Source organism: Halobacillus sp. ABA4_118 (assembly GCF_056160205.1).
In genome coordinates this window covers 2052323-2066276 of sequence record NZ_JBSWWS010000001.1, presented here as the reverse complement: position 1 = coordinate 2066276, position 13954 = coordinate 2052323, and the positions used below count along the sequence as shown (strand labels likewise).

Sequence of the window (13954 nt, the reverse complement as noted above, 5' to 3'; positions counted from 1 at the left end):
TCACATTACACATATACAAAAGGAGACGGCTCACCACCGCCTCTTTCTGATTATGAAACAGCATCCAAACGCAGTTGATTCGTAAACAAAGCCACTACCAAGAAGAGAATAAGGTTCACAGAATAGAGAGGTAAAATCCCTGGGACATACCGGATGCACACCAACAGCAGCACGATCCCGGCGGACAATGAAACAAGCCGGCCCGGATAGCACATGAGCAGATGAAAGGCGCGTCGAAGCGAAGGTATTGTCTTTTCACCGCTGCCCAGCGGGAGAAGCGTCAGCATAAGCAGAAGAAAAAGGCCGGACATAAGAAAAATGGTGCCGCTGACAAACAGGTAAAATAGAATCCCCTGAAACTGCAGACTTGTATATAAGTTCAGACCAAGGAGAATAAAAACGACGGATCCTCCTGTAAAAACCGTATTGGAAGAAAAGAAAGACTGCCGATAGATACGCCGGAAATAGGAAAACGACGCCGGCCGCTCCCCTGCCACCCACTCCTTCAATAAAGCTGAAGCAGCAGCTGAAGCTGGAAACACCCCGAAAACGAGCAGCCCTGCCATGCTGAATGTCAGCCATAATATATTGAGAACAGCCAGCCGCATCAGCCAGTCACAGCATTGATAAATAACAGAGCCGGTTCCTTTCATGAATATTCTCTCCTTTCAGGAATGGTTTTCTGCCCAGATGGAGGGCCGTTGATCAATGACCATGTCCTTCACGGCCGCATACCCTTTTATACTTTCCAGCTTCATGAGTTGGGACAGGCCTGTTTGAGGAAAGTACAGATTTGTCATACCGATCTCTCCAGTATTTACAAACATCTCCACCGAAGAAAAATCACAAACGACCGTCAAGGTAACCTCATCGAAACTGCCAGATATGTCAGCTGTACATACGGCAGCGTAATGGTCGGAAAAAGCAGGCACACATTCATCCCGGACCACATACGCCCTCCCATTTTCGACACCAAAGCGATATCCGCCTTCACCCGTATGAAAAACCGTACCTTCCACATGGGAATCTGCCTGGAGCTCCAAGGTGATTTTCCATACAAAGGGGGCATCAGGCTGTGATTGAATGTGCGGGGATCCAGGAAGCAATTGAACCCCGCTGCCTGGAGCGCTGTTGTCCACCGAATGAATCAAATCAGCCACCGGCATCTGCTTCAGCACACTTTCCCCGGAAACCTTTGTAAGTATCAGTTCTCTCGGGAGGGTCATCGCACTTCTCCAAGGATCTGTCGGTACGTCGTTGGCATACTGCCAGTTACTCATCCAAGCGATAATCACACGCCGGTCACGAAGGTCTGAAAAAGACTGGGCAGCATAAAAGTCTTTCCCGAAATCAAGCCATTTGACTTCATCCTGCTGCTGGTCAGGGAAAAAGGCAGACCCGTCAAAAACTCCCGTAAAATACTGTGTCCCTGAACCTCCGTATGGTCCTCCGGCATCAATGCCGATCATCAGGACCCATTCTTCAACTCCAGTCTTTTCATTGACCATAGGAAACAAATCAGGGCACTCCCATGTCCCTTTCTGTTCTCCCCACCCTTCCCCAAAAGAACTGGCAAAGGTCCACTGCTTTAGATTTTCCGATGTAAACAGCTGCACCTGTTTTCCAGCAGCTAATACCATCACCCATCGGGAAGAGGACGAATGCCAGAACACTTTCGGATCACGAAAGTCTGCAATGCCGGGATTCTCCAGTACAGGATTTCCGTCATATTTCACCCACGTCCGTCCACGGTCTTTACTGTAGGCAATACTCTGCCGCTGAAGGTCACCATCAGCACTTGTATAAACAGCGACCAGTCCTTTACCTCCGTCAAAAAAACCGGTGGTATCCTCATGATCAACCACTGCACTCCCTGAAAAAATCATCCCCTGCTCATCCGGATGCAGAGCGACAGGCAGGTGCTCCCAAGTCACCAGGTCCCGGCTTACCGCATGTCCCCAGTGCATCGGCCCCCACTGTGTACTGTACGGATGGTATTGATAAAACAAATGGTACTCACCCTCAAAGTAGACGAGTCCGTTCGGGTCATTCATCCACATCTGCTCGGGTGTAAAATGGAGGTGAGGGCGGTACTTTTCTTTATAATAGCCATGGGCAGGCATCGTTTCATAATGTGTCATAACGGCTGCACACTCCTTCCTGTTAATTCTTCGAACCTGTATGAGTCAGGCCCTGAACATAGTAACGCTGTAAAAACATGAAAATTAAAAGCATAGGAACCGTTGCAATCGTAAGAGCCGCCATGACCTGCCCCCATTTAATCGGCGGTTCGTTCATGAAGTACTGAAGACCGATCTGAATGGTCCGCATGCTTTCATCCGATGCTACAACAAGCGGCCACAGGAAGTCGTTCCAATGATTGATGAACAGTACAATCGCTACGGTTGCAAAAACCGGCTTCGACAGCGGAACGATAATCCGGAAGAAAATGCCGATCTGTGAGCATCCATCAATTTTAGCTGCGTCTTCCAGTTCTTTAGGGAAATCAAGAAAGAACTGTCGGAAGAGAAAAATGGCAAAGGCGTTCGCGATAAACGGCACGATTAATCCTGTGTAGGTATTCACCCATCCGAGATCATACACAAGAACATACAATGGAAGGAAAATGCTCTCCGGCGGGATGATTAAAGTAGCGATGATCACCCCCAGCCAAAAACCAGCCAGAGGAAACCGGAACCTTGCAAGAGCGTACCCTGCCATCGAATTTACGACCAGTCCGAACACGATAATGCCTGTCGTATAAATTAGACTATTGATGATATACCGAAGCAGATCCACACGTTGGAAAGCTGCGATATAGTTTTGAAAATAGCCGCCTTCCACTTCACCTGGTGCTGGAGGCAGAAAAGCCTGCAGAGACTTCATATCCTTGAAAATCTGAAACTCGTTTTTCAAAGATGAAACCAGCATCCAAATAAGCGGAAATAAGAAGATAAAGGTCAGTAGAATTAAAGACGTATACAAAACTACGGTCTGCATCTGTTTTTTCCTTTTCATTTCCCTACCCCCTCTCTTCACGGACAAGGATCCGCTGAACAATGGTGATCACAAGGACAATAACGGTAAAGACGACAGCCATCGCCGAAGCATAACCGACATCACGATAGTTAAAGCCAGTTTCATAGATATGGTAGACGAGAGACTTCGTAGAGCCGAGCGGTCCTCCCTGTGTCATGATCATCGGCTGGACAAGGAGCTTAAAAGCAGCAATACTGATGGTTATGAAAATGAATAAGGCAATGTTTTTCAGACCGGGCAGGGTCACATGCAGAAACTTCTGCCAGCTGCTTGCTCCGTCAATATCAGCTGCTTCATACAAATGATTGGGGATATTTTGAAGGCCGGCCAGAAAAATCATCATTTGAAAACCAGCGCCCTGCCACACAGACATGACAATAATCGAATTCATCGCTTGATCCGGACTGGTTAGGAATGGCTGCGGCTGGATTCCGACTAAACCAAGGAGCTGGTTGATCAGCCCTTCATTCGGGTTGTACATAAAGGTCCACAAAATCGATACAACAACTAAAGACATGACGACTGGTGAGAAAAAAGCGGTTCGAAAAAATACCCGGAAACGGATTTTTTTGTTAATCAGCAGCGCAAGGCCCAGCGCTACGGCCAGTTGAACCGGTACAACAATCACCGAAAAATAGACTGTATTCCAAAAGGCCTGCCTGAACTCTGCATCCTGCAGAATGTATGTGAAATTTTCCAGGCCGATCCACGAGATATCGTCCGGCTTTAAAATATAAAAGTCTGTGAAGCTGTAATAAAAGGCTGCCCCCATCGGGTACAGGAGAAAGACGCCCAGAAGGATCAAAGCCGGAGCAAGAAAGAAATATCCTGTAACGGCTTCCTGAAAAGCTTGAGACTTCCTTCGTTTCTGTTTCTTCGGGGATGGTACTTTCTGCAATGGCCTGCGGGTGTGAGACGTCGTACGATCACTGGTCAGGGATTTCGCTGAGGAACTGTTCCCACTCATGGATGGTTCTCCTTTCTTAATAAAAGCTGAAACTCGATTAAAAAGGATTCAGAGCCTGATCAGGCTCTGAATATGAGGGTTATTCTTCAAAACGTTTCAATTCCCGCTTTACACGCTGGACCTGTTGTTCCACAACGCTTTCTACGTCCTCACCGAGGGCAGCGGCATGGAAAGACTGGGCAAAAGCATCGGTAAGAACCGGATACGCCGGTGTCGATGGTCGGGCATGAGCGGTTTCAATGACCTGCTCTTTCATCACACTCCATGGCCTCTCATTAAATTTATCCATACTTTCGAAAGCGGATTTTTGCGCAGGAGGCATACCGGTTGCTTCGGAAATCTTGATCGCCGCTTCTTCATTAGTCATCCACTTCATAAGTTCAGCCGCCTGCTCAGGATGTTCTGTATTGTTCGTAACCGCGTAAGCCATACTTCCCGATGGGGAAACCCTTTCATCTTTATACGGATAAGGCATCATTCCCCAGTTCAAGCCGGCGTCCTCTGCAGATACAGCAATCCACGGACCACCGAGAGCAAGGGCAGCCTTCCCTTCTTCAAACTGCATTTCACCAGGACTTTCCGTCACAACGCCTTCTTCAAACAACGACTTCACGTATTGAAGCGATTCAAGGGTTTCGGGACTATTCAAGTAACCATCCACTTCTGTGCCATCTTCAGAAATCAAGGCACCTCCGTTGGACCAGGCTAAAGGAGCCCCCATAAATGTCAGCCACTCCCCGACTCCATAATTCATGAACAGATTCAACCCGTATTGATCATCGTTCGTCAACGTCTTCGCATGATCCATCAATTCATCCCACGTCCATGCTTCTTCAAGCGATTCCGCCGGCTCAATCCCGGCTTCCTCTAAAAGGTCTTTGTTGTAGTAGAGCATAACGGACGCTTCCATGGCTCCAAGAGAATATAGCTGGTCATCGTACGTCCCCTGCTGGATGATTGAATCTACATATTGGTTCTTCGTTTCCTCATCGATGTAATCATCAATCGGCTGAATAACGCCCGCATCCGCAAAACTTGCGACATATGGACCGTCCACAGCCATCACATCCGGAAGATTTCCGGCTACGAGGGCTGCGTTTATACTGTCGCTGTACGCACTGGCTCCATCATCAATGATCACCTCTGCGTTTACGTGAATATCTTCGTGTGCCTCATTAAAGCCATCAATCAAATCGATATACGCTTTCGTTTCTTCCTCCCCGGTCTGGTGAATCCAGAAGTCCATCACGACATCTTCGTCACCCGACGCTTCGACAGTCGTTTCAACAGAACCGGTTTCGACTGTATCACTGGATGCATTTTCACCAGAACCTGCTCCGCCGTCCCCCTCACTATTCGCTGTGCTGTCACTTGAACATGCGGCCATAAACAACAGGATCAGCCCAAAAACTACGTATCCGAACCTTTTCATCCCAACATTCCTCCCTAAAAGATTAAATGCCTTCGCAAACGTTTACGTAATCGTTTACTTTATGGTGAAAAAGAGAAGGCTCTTAATAAGAACCTCTCTGTACCAACTCTGAGTCCAAGATGATTTCCTGGTGCTCTCCTTTATATCCATCAATTCTTTTTAACAACTGCTCTACGGCAGTCTTCCCTAATTCAAAAGCCGGCTGTCTGACCACGGACAGTGGTGGAGAAGTCACTTTCATCCAATCGTAGTCATCATAGCCAATGACCGCCATGTCATCAGGAATAGCTATGTTCTGCTCCTGAAGGTAAGAGACCGCCCCCATCGTCATCACGTTGTTGGCGATAAACAAAGCCGTTACACCAGCGCGGTGAAGCTTCCCGGCCAGCGAATACCCTTCCTTGAATGTAGCAGGACCTTCCTGCATATACCCTTCTTCAATAGTCAGCCCCCGCTCCCGCAGTGCCTCTTTATATCCTTCCAGACGCTCATCACTCGTCGTAATACCAAGACTTCCTGTCACAAATCCAATTCTTTCGTGACCTTTTTCAATTAAAGCCGTTACGGCTTCATACGCTCCACGACGGTTGTTTACGAGAACCCTGTCTCCTTCACCTGTACTTGGATGACGATCAATAAAAACGACAGGATAGTTACCGGAGAATTCCTCCTTGTAGTCATACTCCCTGCCGTTGACCGGGGCAATGACAAGCCCATCAATCAACTGGGTATTGAAAACCCGAATCTGATCTCTTTCCGTTTCCGCCTGTTCATTAGAATTACTAAGAATAAGATTATAGCCGTTTTCCTTTAAAACCTGCTCAATACCATTGGCTACAGACATGAAGAAAAAGTTTGACGTATCCTCTGCCACCAGAGGAACAAGAAGTCCGATCGTACTGGACTTTTGACTTCTTAAGCTGCGCGCAATCCGGTTTGGCTGATAGTTTAAATCCTTCATAGCTGCATATACTTTCTGCTTTGTTGCTTCTGCGACATACCGTGTCTCATTGATCACATGGGATACAGTCGCTGTAGAAACCTTTGCTTTACTGGCTACATCTTTAATCGAAACCATGGCTGACTCCTTCTCCCCGCGGGCAAGTAATCGTTTACGTAATCGTTTACCTTAACTAGACTATATACTCAGAAAGCGCTTACGTCAACACAATTTTCATCTTTTCTTCCTTTTTCGAACACGCCTCATCCCCTCATGCACGGAAGAAAATACGAAGTTCCGCCCCAGCGTCAGGGCAAAAAAAATGACAACTCAGCTGATTCTTTACAGACTCCTTTCACGAATTTCTATATTTTTTCCGGGAAATTGTGATCCAATGTCCACCCTCCTTCGTTAGCTGTGTAAGAAATCAATTAAAGGAGAGTGTACACATGAAACAAATGAAAAGAATCTTGATCACATTAATGGCTTTGATGCTCCTTGTCCCATCCGTAGCTATGGCCGATCACCACAAATCAGCACAGACGGAGGCGGCCGATCTAAGGTCGACGCTTGATCAACTATTGTCCGAGCACTTCGTCCTTGCTACAACGTTTATGATGAAATCGTATGAAGACGCACCAGACACTGATGAAGTATGGAACAAGCTTGATCAGAACGCACAGGATATGACCCCGGCGATCGCATCCATTTATGGAGATGAAGCAGCTGCACAGTTTGAAGAAATCTTCCGCGGACATAACGATTATTCCGATGGTTTTGTAAAAGCTGCGAAAAACGATGATCCAGAAGCCCGTAAGATGGCCGAAGAGGAAGTTGAAGAATTCACGGAAGAATTCAGTACGTTCCTTGCATCTGCAACTGAAGGAAACCTTTCCAAAGAAACAGCCAAAGAAGTCCTGAACGCGCACGAACAAGATGTTTTGAATGTTTTTGACCACTATGTAAACGAAGAGTATCAGAAATCCTATACGGCTTTCCGCGAGGGCTTCAACCGTATGTTCGACATCAGTAAGGCCCTTTCTTCTGCCATTGTAACGCAGATGCCGGATTCCTTTAATGGAACCAAAGCAGATACACCAGCAGCAGATCTGCGTTCCAACATGAATGCTCTTGCTTCTGAACACTTCGCTTTAGCCGTTCTTGAAATGCAGAAAGGCTATGACCAGGCGGAAGACTACGATTTCGTAACTTGGGCTGAGAACCAGCACACCGCTGATTTCAAAGCTGCTATCGGTTCTATTTATGGTGAAGAAGGTGCAGCCCAGTTTGAAAAGGTATGGCAGCAGGATCATATCAACGCGCAGTCTGATGTGATTACAGCAGCTCTTGAAGAAGATGAAGAAGCAAGAAAAATGGCTGAACAAAGCCTGATGGCCTTCTCTGAGGACTTCGGTGCCTTCCTTGGTACAGCAACTGAAGGAAACCTTCCACAGGAGGATGCTGTTGAAGCGGTCTGGACTCACGAGGAAGATATCCTTCAGACCTTCGATCATTACGTGAATGAAGATTATGCAGCCACTTATGACTCTTTCCGTGAAGGATATGCCTTCATGTTCGGAATTGGCGAAACACTAAGCAGCGCTGTTGTGACACAGATGCCGGATCAATTCGGCGGAGAAGTTATGCCGGAAGAAATGCCTAAAACAGGCTTTGGTGGAACAAGTGATCAAGGGATCAACACATGGATGTGGGTCGCCTTCGGAGTCATCGCCGCAGCTTCTGCCGGCTTCATCTCCATCCGCAAAGCCAAACAGTAATGCTTAACATGGAAGAAGAGCTTCTGCTCTTCTTCTTTCCTTATGATAGAGAGGTGACAGTCCATGAAGCTCGATTGGAAAATGTATTTCACAATACTTGGCCTGACCGCGCTCGTTATGGTCGCCTATGAATTCAATGCGTTCACTTTTTGGAAGGACGATTCGGATGTTGTCCGGATTGAAAATGCTACACAGGCGTCCTACCAAGAGGCGGATGTGCCGGAGGAGCAAAAAGAAGAGATTTTGGACGGCGAATTTACAGTGATTAATAAAAACGGAAATATGAGGTCCGCTGACGTTGTGAAAAACCAAAAGCAGGAAGAAACAGGGATCACTCCTGCCACCATTTCCATCCCTGCCATTGACGTAGAAGCACCTGTAGAATCAGTCGGCATTCTGGATAATGGACAGATGGGTGTACCGGAGGATCCGCAGAAAGCCGGTTGGTTTGAACCAGGTACAGAGCCCGGCAGCACAGGAAATTCTGTCATCGCCGGACACGTGGACAGCCGGACAGGACCTGCTGTTTTTTATGATTTGGATCAACTGGAAAAAGGAGACGAAATTACCGTCTCTGATGAAAACGGGGAAGAAAAGACCTATGTAGTCGAAAAGCTTGAAAGTTATCCGATGGATGATTCCCCCATTGAAACGATTTTCGGATCTTCTGATGAAAAGCGTCTCAACCTTATCACATGTACAGGTGAATTTCTCAGCAGTATCGGCGGTCACGCTGATCGTCTCGTTGTGTATTCAAAACTGAAGGAACCAACACAGAATCAGGAGGATATCCAGCCCCCTTCCAACGTGCAGATCCAGGGTACGATGGTTACCTGGCATGCGGTACGCGAAGATTATGTGGCAGGGTACCGTGTTTACCGCAGCAAGGACGGGGAAACATTCGAAAAGGTCGCCAGTATCTCCAAGCATGAACGGAAATCCTATACCGATCCCGAAGCATCCGATTACTCCTACTACGTAACGACCGTCAATGAAGAAGGTACAGAATCGAAGCCTTCCAATACAACAGGAACAAAATAAACCACGTCTTCCGGTCAGACGTGGTTTTCCGCTTGTCATAGGAAGGGACGATCTTCTGTTTAGCAGAAGATCGTCCCTTTTTTCAATTCCTCATTAGATGGGGGTGCGCAGCATGTTCATTGGTGACACCTGCGGGGCCAAAACCGTCCCCTGACAGGCAGCCACTGATAAACAGAACGTGATTCTACACACCATGTCTGCTGGAAGTGCATGTTCTATTTCAAATTTCCGAAGACATCTTTCACTTTAGGCACCACATCGTGACTGCCTTCTTCTGTATCTTCCATCATCATCGCCACAAGCAGATCCTGATCCTGGGTATCCCAGGCGACGAACCATCCATTCACAGGTCCCTCTTCATCCTGGGATTTCTTTAATTCCGCTGATCCTGTTTTCCCTGCGAGGGAGATTCCTTCCACAACCGGCTCGTAGGCTGTTCCGTTTTCGTTCTGTACGACCGCTGTCAGATCATCACGGATCAAAGCCGCTGTTTCTCCGCTGATGACCTCTTCTTTCCAGACCTCAGATTCTTCCTCATTCACCAGAAGCTGCGGTTTGATCAGTGTCCCATCGGTAATGAACGGCGTGTAGGCAGCAGCCAGGTGGACAGCGCTCATCTGCACCTGCCCCTGCCCATAGGCGGTCGCCGCAAGCAGCGATTCACTTTCAAATGTATCTTCGTTCATCAACTGGGAAGCTTCTATCGGATACGCAAACGGCAGATCCTCACCAAAACCAAATCCTGCTGCTTCCTCCAGGAAAGAATCTCCGCCGATATCCACGATCTGACGGGCGAAATAAATGTTATCCGACCGCATCAGTGCATCGCGGAGATTCACCTGACTGTCTGCTGCTGCCCCGGGTACACGGGTAACGGAATAGCCGGCATCCGCCTCATACGTTTCTCCAGATATCGACAGCTCCTCTTCCGGATTAATCGTTCCTGTTTCCAATCCAACCGCTGCGGTGATCGGCTTAAATGTGGATCCCGGAGAATACGTTCTCGAAAACTTGTTCAAGGTCACTTCTTCCCCTCCAAGCCCTAAAGAAAGAGCTGTCGGGTTGTAGGAAGGCGTACTGACAAGGGCCTCCACACTTCCGGTCTCAGGATGAATCGCGGCCGCTGTTCCGGATTCGTCTTTCAATTGTTCATATACTTCCGTCTGGACATCCGATGAAATGGTCAGCGTGACGTCTTCCCCGTCCTTCGCTTTCTGTTCTGCGAGCACTTCTTTTGTTTCATTTTCCTCATCGGCAATATACACACGCCAGCCCGGTTCGCCCCGAAGCTGCTCCTCCATGACAAGCTCTAAACCGGATTTCCCGATGTTATCGCTCGTACTGTAGCCTTTTCCTTCGCGCTCTTCAAGCTCTTCAGCCGTGATACTACCCATATAGCCGGTCAAATGCGCGGCCGCTTCCCCTAAAGGATAAACACGTGCTTCTTTTCCATCATTGATCATGTAGCCAGCTGGCAGATCTTCAAATGCTGTCAGCCTCTCCTCATCATCTTCCGGAATCATCGCAAGCGGCACGAATACATCGTCCTTCACCCATGACTGCTCCAGTTTCTGATCGATTTGTTCAACGGAGAGTTTGAGAATGTCCGCAAGCCCTTCCTTCAACTCTTCTTCCTCTTCCATCTTCCCTGGTACGATACCAACTTCCTTCACCGGACCTTTGACAGCCAGACCCTGTCCGTCGCGGTCGAAAATCTCTCCGCGTTCAGAATCCAGCCGGGTGATCCTCACTGTATCGCCTTCCACCATCTGAGGGAAAATAAGGTCCGGCTGCCATTCCACCGCCCAGCGATCTTCCTCGTCGTTTTCCTCATAGACAAGTCCCGCCTGATGGCTGAATTCAATCGCACCAGCTCTTGAATCTACCGAAGCTGTATATTCATAGGCAGGTGTATCCTCTTGATCATAACTTTCTTCCTCCTCCGGAAGATCGTATGTCATCGATACCTCTTCAGCGCCGATCCCATCATAAATCTCCTCATACCGGCTGATAAAATCCTCTTTCGTGATGGATTCCTTCGATGATTCACTTAAGTGACTGTACATCGTCTCATACTCTTTCTTTTCCCATGCGTCCATGTACGCGGAAAACGTATCCTGCGGCTCCGGCTGACTGCTGCAGGCAGAAAGCGCGGCCGTGATCAGGAGGACGAACAGGATCATCCATTTCTTCATCAAATCTCCCCTTATTTTTCTGTAATCAGACAAATTTTTCTAATTCTTATTATACCAGAGACAAGCCTTGGAAAAAGAAAAACGCCCGGTATATACCGGGCGTTTCACTGCCGAAAACGTATCTGGCGTCTATTGCACTTTCTGCATGAAGGGTTTACGGTCACGCTCCGCCTATCGGTGGATGCTTGCCGCGGGCACGGCCTCAGCTAACTTGGGCAAGAAGAGCACTTGACCAAGTGGATCTTCAGCTCGTGCTGTTCCCGCAGGCGTCACCGAATAATCATTTTAAAGAATGAGATAATCTGTTTTTCAAAGACTCCCTTGACTCATTGGAGCGAATCCCCAAACTTCTTCATTCAGTTAAAGTCAGTAAATAGATAACACGCTTTTCATAGATTTGCAGCGATGGTCCTTCGCAAACGTTCATTGGCTCAAATGAACGTTCAATTTCGTGAAGAAAGGAAATGGACGTTTGAACCTTATGTACGGTCTTATCCAAGATAGATGCTTGATAAATAATAAACGCCATATACAGCACTGATAACGCCCGCAGCCTGTGTCAATCCTTTATTCATCGTCCACTTTTTAGTAGTAAGTACAAAAGGAAGCCCAATGACAGTCGTGAACAAAAGCATTCCGATAATCGTTCCAGCTCCAAAAATAAAAATGAATGCGGCTCCCTCAGCTGCGCTTTCCACAGAGCTCAGCGTTAATAGTACAAGGGCGGCACTTCCCGCCAGCCCATGGATGATCCCCATAAAAACAGATGTCTTATAACTGCGCCCTTCTTGGTTTAAAGAAGACTTTTTATAAGAAAGAAACGTCGTTGCTCCTACTATAATCAACATCACTCCAACAAGAGCTTCGAGTGATTGTGCCCACAATTCAGGAATCTGTTTCTGCATGAGGATAACCGCCATACCAAAGACAAACATGGTAAGGGTATGTCCAATTCCCCAAAAGACCCCGGTCATCGCCGATTGAAGCACCTTCCTGCTTTTTGCCGCGGATGTAGATACCGCAATCACATGATCCGGTTCGAGCGCGTGCTTAATTCCAAGCGCCAGTCCCAGTCCTAAAACGGCTAACAAACTCATATCCTCCATTGTTAATCCCCCTTAATACTTCCGCCAGATAACTTCTTTTTTCTGTAATAACGTTTTTCGATAAAAACTGTGAACAACAGCTGTCACCGACTCAAGCTGCTGGGTGTTATCTCCCAGCATCCGCATGACAACGCCTCCCTTATCCATAGAAGAAAGACCGAAACGGACACCAGGAAACTGCTGTTCAAGGTGGTCAGAAAGCTTTTCGACAAAATCCAGTCCTGCCTCCGGATGAAAAAGAACGACCGATCCAACATGTGAATGCCCCTCAAGTTCCAGTACCCCTTCCACTCCTTTTCCAGGATCAAGCAGCAAGTGATCATATAGAAAAAGGCTGCCCCCGGAGGTCACCTTCAATTTGTTCCGGTACCAGTCATACCGGAATGGCTCTCCATCACGGGACCACCCTGGTGTTACAATATCGTTGTAGAAAAAAGAGGACGTTTCATCGATGTCCACGATCGTCGTTTGATTGAACCGCGCTCCTTCATACATGATAAGAGGATCCATACAATAATCGAGGGAACTGCCGGCAGCGAGATGAATCTTTGTCACCTGCTCCACCGGCTTTGATATCGTTTTGTACACTTTGGATGCAGCCTGGCTCGTTACACACAATTCCGCTCCTTCTTCCAGTGTCACTTCATTCACATAGGAATCCCCATCCACATAGCCTCCGCCGATATGAATCATATAAACGGACAACGTTTCCTCATCCAGGTAAACGGGACGGGTGAATTTGAAAGCACCCTCATAAAAACCAGACAGGATCGTCCGATTACGGCGTTTTTCTCCTTTCAGGTGGAGGACGCCGGTGTGTGTCATGCCTGCAGCCCTTTAAGAAAGGCATGCTCATGAATCCATTCAATGACCTCCGAAAGACCCTCTTTCGTTTTTAAGTTGGTAAACACGAAGGGCTTCTGGCCACGCGCTGCAATCGTATCCTGTTTCATCACATCAAGGTCCGCTCCTACATGTGGAGCAAGGTCGGTTTTATTAATGACGAACAGATCGGATTTAATCATCCCCTGCCCGCTCTTTCTAGGAATCTTCTCCCCTTGAGCCACGTCAATGATATAGATAGAGAAGTCCACCAGTTCAGGACTGAACGTCGCAGCCAGATTATCCCCTCCGCTCTCGACAAAAATTAAATCCAGATCATGATGACGCTCCTTCAGCTCATCAATAGCCGCAAAGTTCATCGAAGCATCCTCACGTATTGCCGTATGAGGACACCCTCCGGTTTCCACTCCAATGACGCGGTCACCAGGAAGCACTCCATTCTTAAGTAAAAACTGCGCATCCTCTTTTGTATAAATATCGTTCGTGATGACAGCCATATTCAATTCATCCTTCAGCTCCCGTGTGAGCCGTTCGACAAGCATCGTTTTTCCCGCCCCGACAGGGCCTCCCACTCCAATACAAATTGGTTCCATCATTCCATTCCTCCCAATCT

At 47.7% G+C, this 13954-nt stretch carries 12 protein-coding genes; 2 read left to right on the top strand and 10 right to left on the bottom strand.

What is annotated here, in order from left to right; genetic code table 11:
- Window positions 1-50: 50 nt before the first annotated feature.
- From ACXAGL_RS10300 to ACXAGL_RS10275, 6 genes are all read right to left on the bottom strand, one after another.
- Window positions 51-653: a DUF624 domain-containing protein gene (locus tag ACXAGL_RS10300; protein ID WP_474967371.1), complete on the bottom strand. Its 603-nt coding sequence runs from the start codon at window positions 651-653 to the stop codon at window positions 51-53.
- A 15-nt stretch (window positions 654-668) separates the two neighbouring features.
- Window positions 669-2141, bottom strand: a complete 1473-nt coding sequence (locus tag ACXAGL_RS10295; protein WP_474991080.1) for a glycoside hydrolase family 32 protein — start codon at window positions 2139-2141, stop codon at window positions 669-671.
- Between the two features lie 22 nt (window positions 2142-2163).
- Window positions 2164-3018 (bottom strand): carbohydrate ABC transporter permease, encoded by an 855-nt coding sequence (locus tag ACXAGL_RS10290; protein WP_474991078.1) that lies wholly within the window; start codon window positions 3016-3018, stop codon window positions 2164-2166.
- Between the two features lie 4 nt (window positions 3019-3022).
- A complete protein-coding gene (locus tag ACXAGL_RS10285) occupies window positions 3023-4006 on the bottom strand; it encodes a carbohydrate ABC transporter permease (protein ID WP_474991076.1) in 984 nt (327 codons plus the stop codon).
- Window positions 4007-4085: 79 nt separating this feature from the next.
- Window positions 4086-5438, bottom strand: coding sequence for an ABC transporter substrate-binding protein (locus tag ACXAGL_RS10280; protein ID WP_474967368.1), 1353 nt, complete (start codon window positions 5436-5438; stop codon window positions 4086-4088).
- Window positions 5439-5520: 82 nt separating this feature from the next.
- Window positions 5521-6516 (bottom strand): LacI family DNA-binding transcriptional regulator, encoded by a 996-nt coding sequence (locus tag ACXAGL_RS10275; RefSeq protein WP_474967367.1) that lies wholly within the window; start codon window positions 6514-6516, stop codon window positions 5521-5523.
- Between the two features lie 311 nt (window positions 6517-6827).
- On the opposite strand from ACXAGL_RS10275, the gene ACXAGL_RS10270 reads away from it, so the two are divergent.
- Window positions 6828-8156, top strand: a complete 1329-nt coding sequence (locus ACXAGL_RS10270) for a copper amine oxidase (RefSeq protein ID WP_474967366.1) — start codon at window positions 6828-6830, stop codon at window positions 8154-8156.
- 63 nt (window positions 8157-8219) lie between these two features.
- A complete protein-coding gene (locus ACXAGL_RS10265; protein WP_474967365.1) occupies window positions 8220-9197 on the top strand; it encodes a class F sortase in 978 nt (325 codons plus the stop codon).
- A gap of 215 nt (window positions 9198-9412) precedes the next feature.
- Here the strand turns inward: ACXAGL_RS10265 and ACXAGL_RS10260 are convergent, their stop codons facing one another.
- The 4 genes from ACXAGL_RS10260 to ureG all read right to left on the bottom strand — a co-directional run bounded on the left by ACXAGL_RS10260 (window position 9413) and on the right by ureG (window position 13934).
- On the bottom strand, window positions 9413-11392 hold the full coding sequence (locus tag ACXAGL_RS10260; RefSeq protein WP_474991074.1) for a penicillin-binding transpeptidase domain-containing protein: 1980 nt from the start codon (window positions 11390-11392) through the stop codon (window positions 9413-9415).
- Between the two features lie 491 nt (window positions 11393-11883).
- On the bottom strand, window positions 11884-12498 hold the full coding sequence (locus ACXAGL_RS10255) for an urease accessory protein UreH domain-containing protein (RefSeq protein ID WP_474991072.1): 615 nt from the start codon (window positions 12496-12498) through the stop codon (window positions 11884-11886).
- Window positions 12499-12510: 12 nt separating this feature from the next.
- Window positions 12511-13323, bottom strand: coding sequence for an urease accessory protein UreD (locus ACXAGL_RS10250; RefSeq protein WP_474991070.1), 813 nt, complete (start codon window positions 13321-13323; stop codon window positions 12511-12513).
- Entirely contained in the window at window positions 13320-13934 is a 615-nt protein-coding gene (gene ureG, locus ACXAGL_RS10245) for an urease accessory protein UreG (protein ID WP_474992357.1), read from the bottom strand. The genes ACXAGL_RS10250 and ureG overlap by 4 nt, the downstream gene beginning before the upstream one ends.
- Between the last annotated feature and the right edge of the window lie 20 nt (window positions 13935-13954).

What these genes read in the sequence shown, in the direction of transcription:
- ACXAGL_RS10300 (WP_474967371.1), bottom strand. Translation starts at nt 653, where the DNA reads ATGAAAGGAACCGGCTCTGTTATTTATCAATGCTGTGACTGGCTGATG.
- ACXAGL_RS10295 (WP_474991080.1), bottom strand. Translation starts at nt 2,141, where the DNA reads ATGACACATTATGAAACGATGCCTGCCCATGGCTATTATAAAGAAAAG.
- ACXAGL_RS10290 (WP_474991078.1), bottom strand. Translation starts at nt 3,018, where the DNA reads ATGAAAAGGAAAAAACAGATGCAGACCGTAGTTTTGTATACGTCTTTA.
- ACXAGL_RS10285 (WP_474991076.1), bottom strand. Translation starts at nt 4,006, where the DNA reads ATGAGTGGGAACAGTTCCTCAGCGAAATCCCTGACCAGTGATCGTACG.
- ACXAGL_RS10280 (WP_474967368.1), bottom strand. Translation starts at nt 5,438, where the DNA reads ATGAAAAGGTTCGGATACGTAGTTTTTGGGCTGATCCTGTTGTTTATG.
- ACXAGL_RS10275 (WP_474967367.1), bottom strand. Translation starts at nt 6,516, where the DNA reads ATGGTTTCGATTAAAGATGTAGCCAGTAAAGCAAAGGTTTCTACAGCG.
- ACXAGL_RS10270 (WP_474967366.1), top strand. Translation starts at nt 6,828, where the DNA reads ATGAAACAAATGAAAAGAATCTTGATCACATTAATGGCTTTGATGCTC.
- ACXAGL_RS10265 (WP_474967365.1), top strand. Translation starts at nt 8,220, where the DNA reads ATGAAGCTCGATTGGAAAATGTATTTCACAATACTTGGCCTGACCGCG.
- ACXAGL_RS10260 (WP_474991074.1), bottom strand. Translation starts at nt 11,392, where the DNA reads ATGAAGAAATGGATGATCCTGTTCGTCCTCCTGATCACGGCCGCGCTT.
- ACXAGL_RS10255 (WP_474991072.1), bottom strand. Translation starts at nt 12,498, where the DNA reads ATGGAGGATATGAGTTTGTTAGCCGTTTTAGGACTGGGACTGGCGCTT.
- ACXAGL_RS10250 (WP_474991070.1), bottom strand. Translation starts at nt 13,323, where the DNA reads ATGACACACACCGGCGTCCTCCACCTGAAAGGAGAAAAACGCCGTAAT.
- ureG (WP_474992357.1), bottom strand. Translation starts at nt 13,934, where the DNA reads ATGGAACCAATTTGTATTGGAGTGGGAGGCCCTGTCGGGGCGGGAAAA.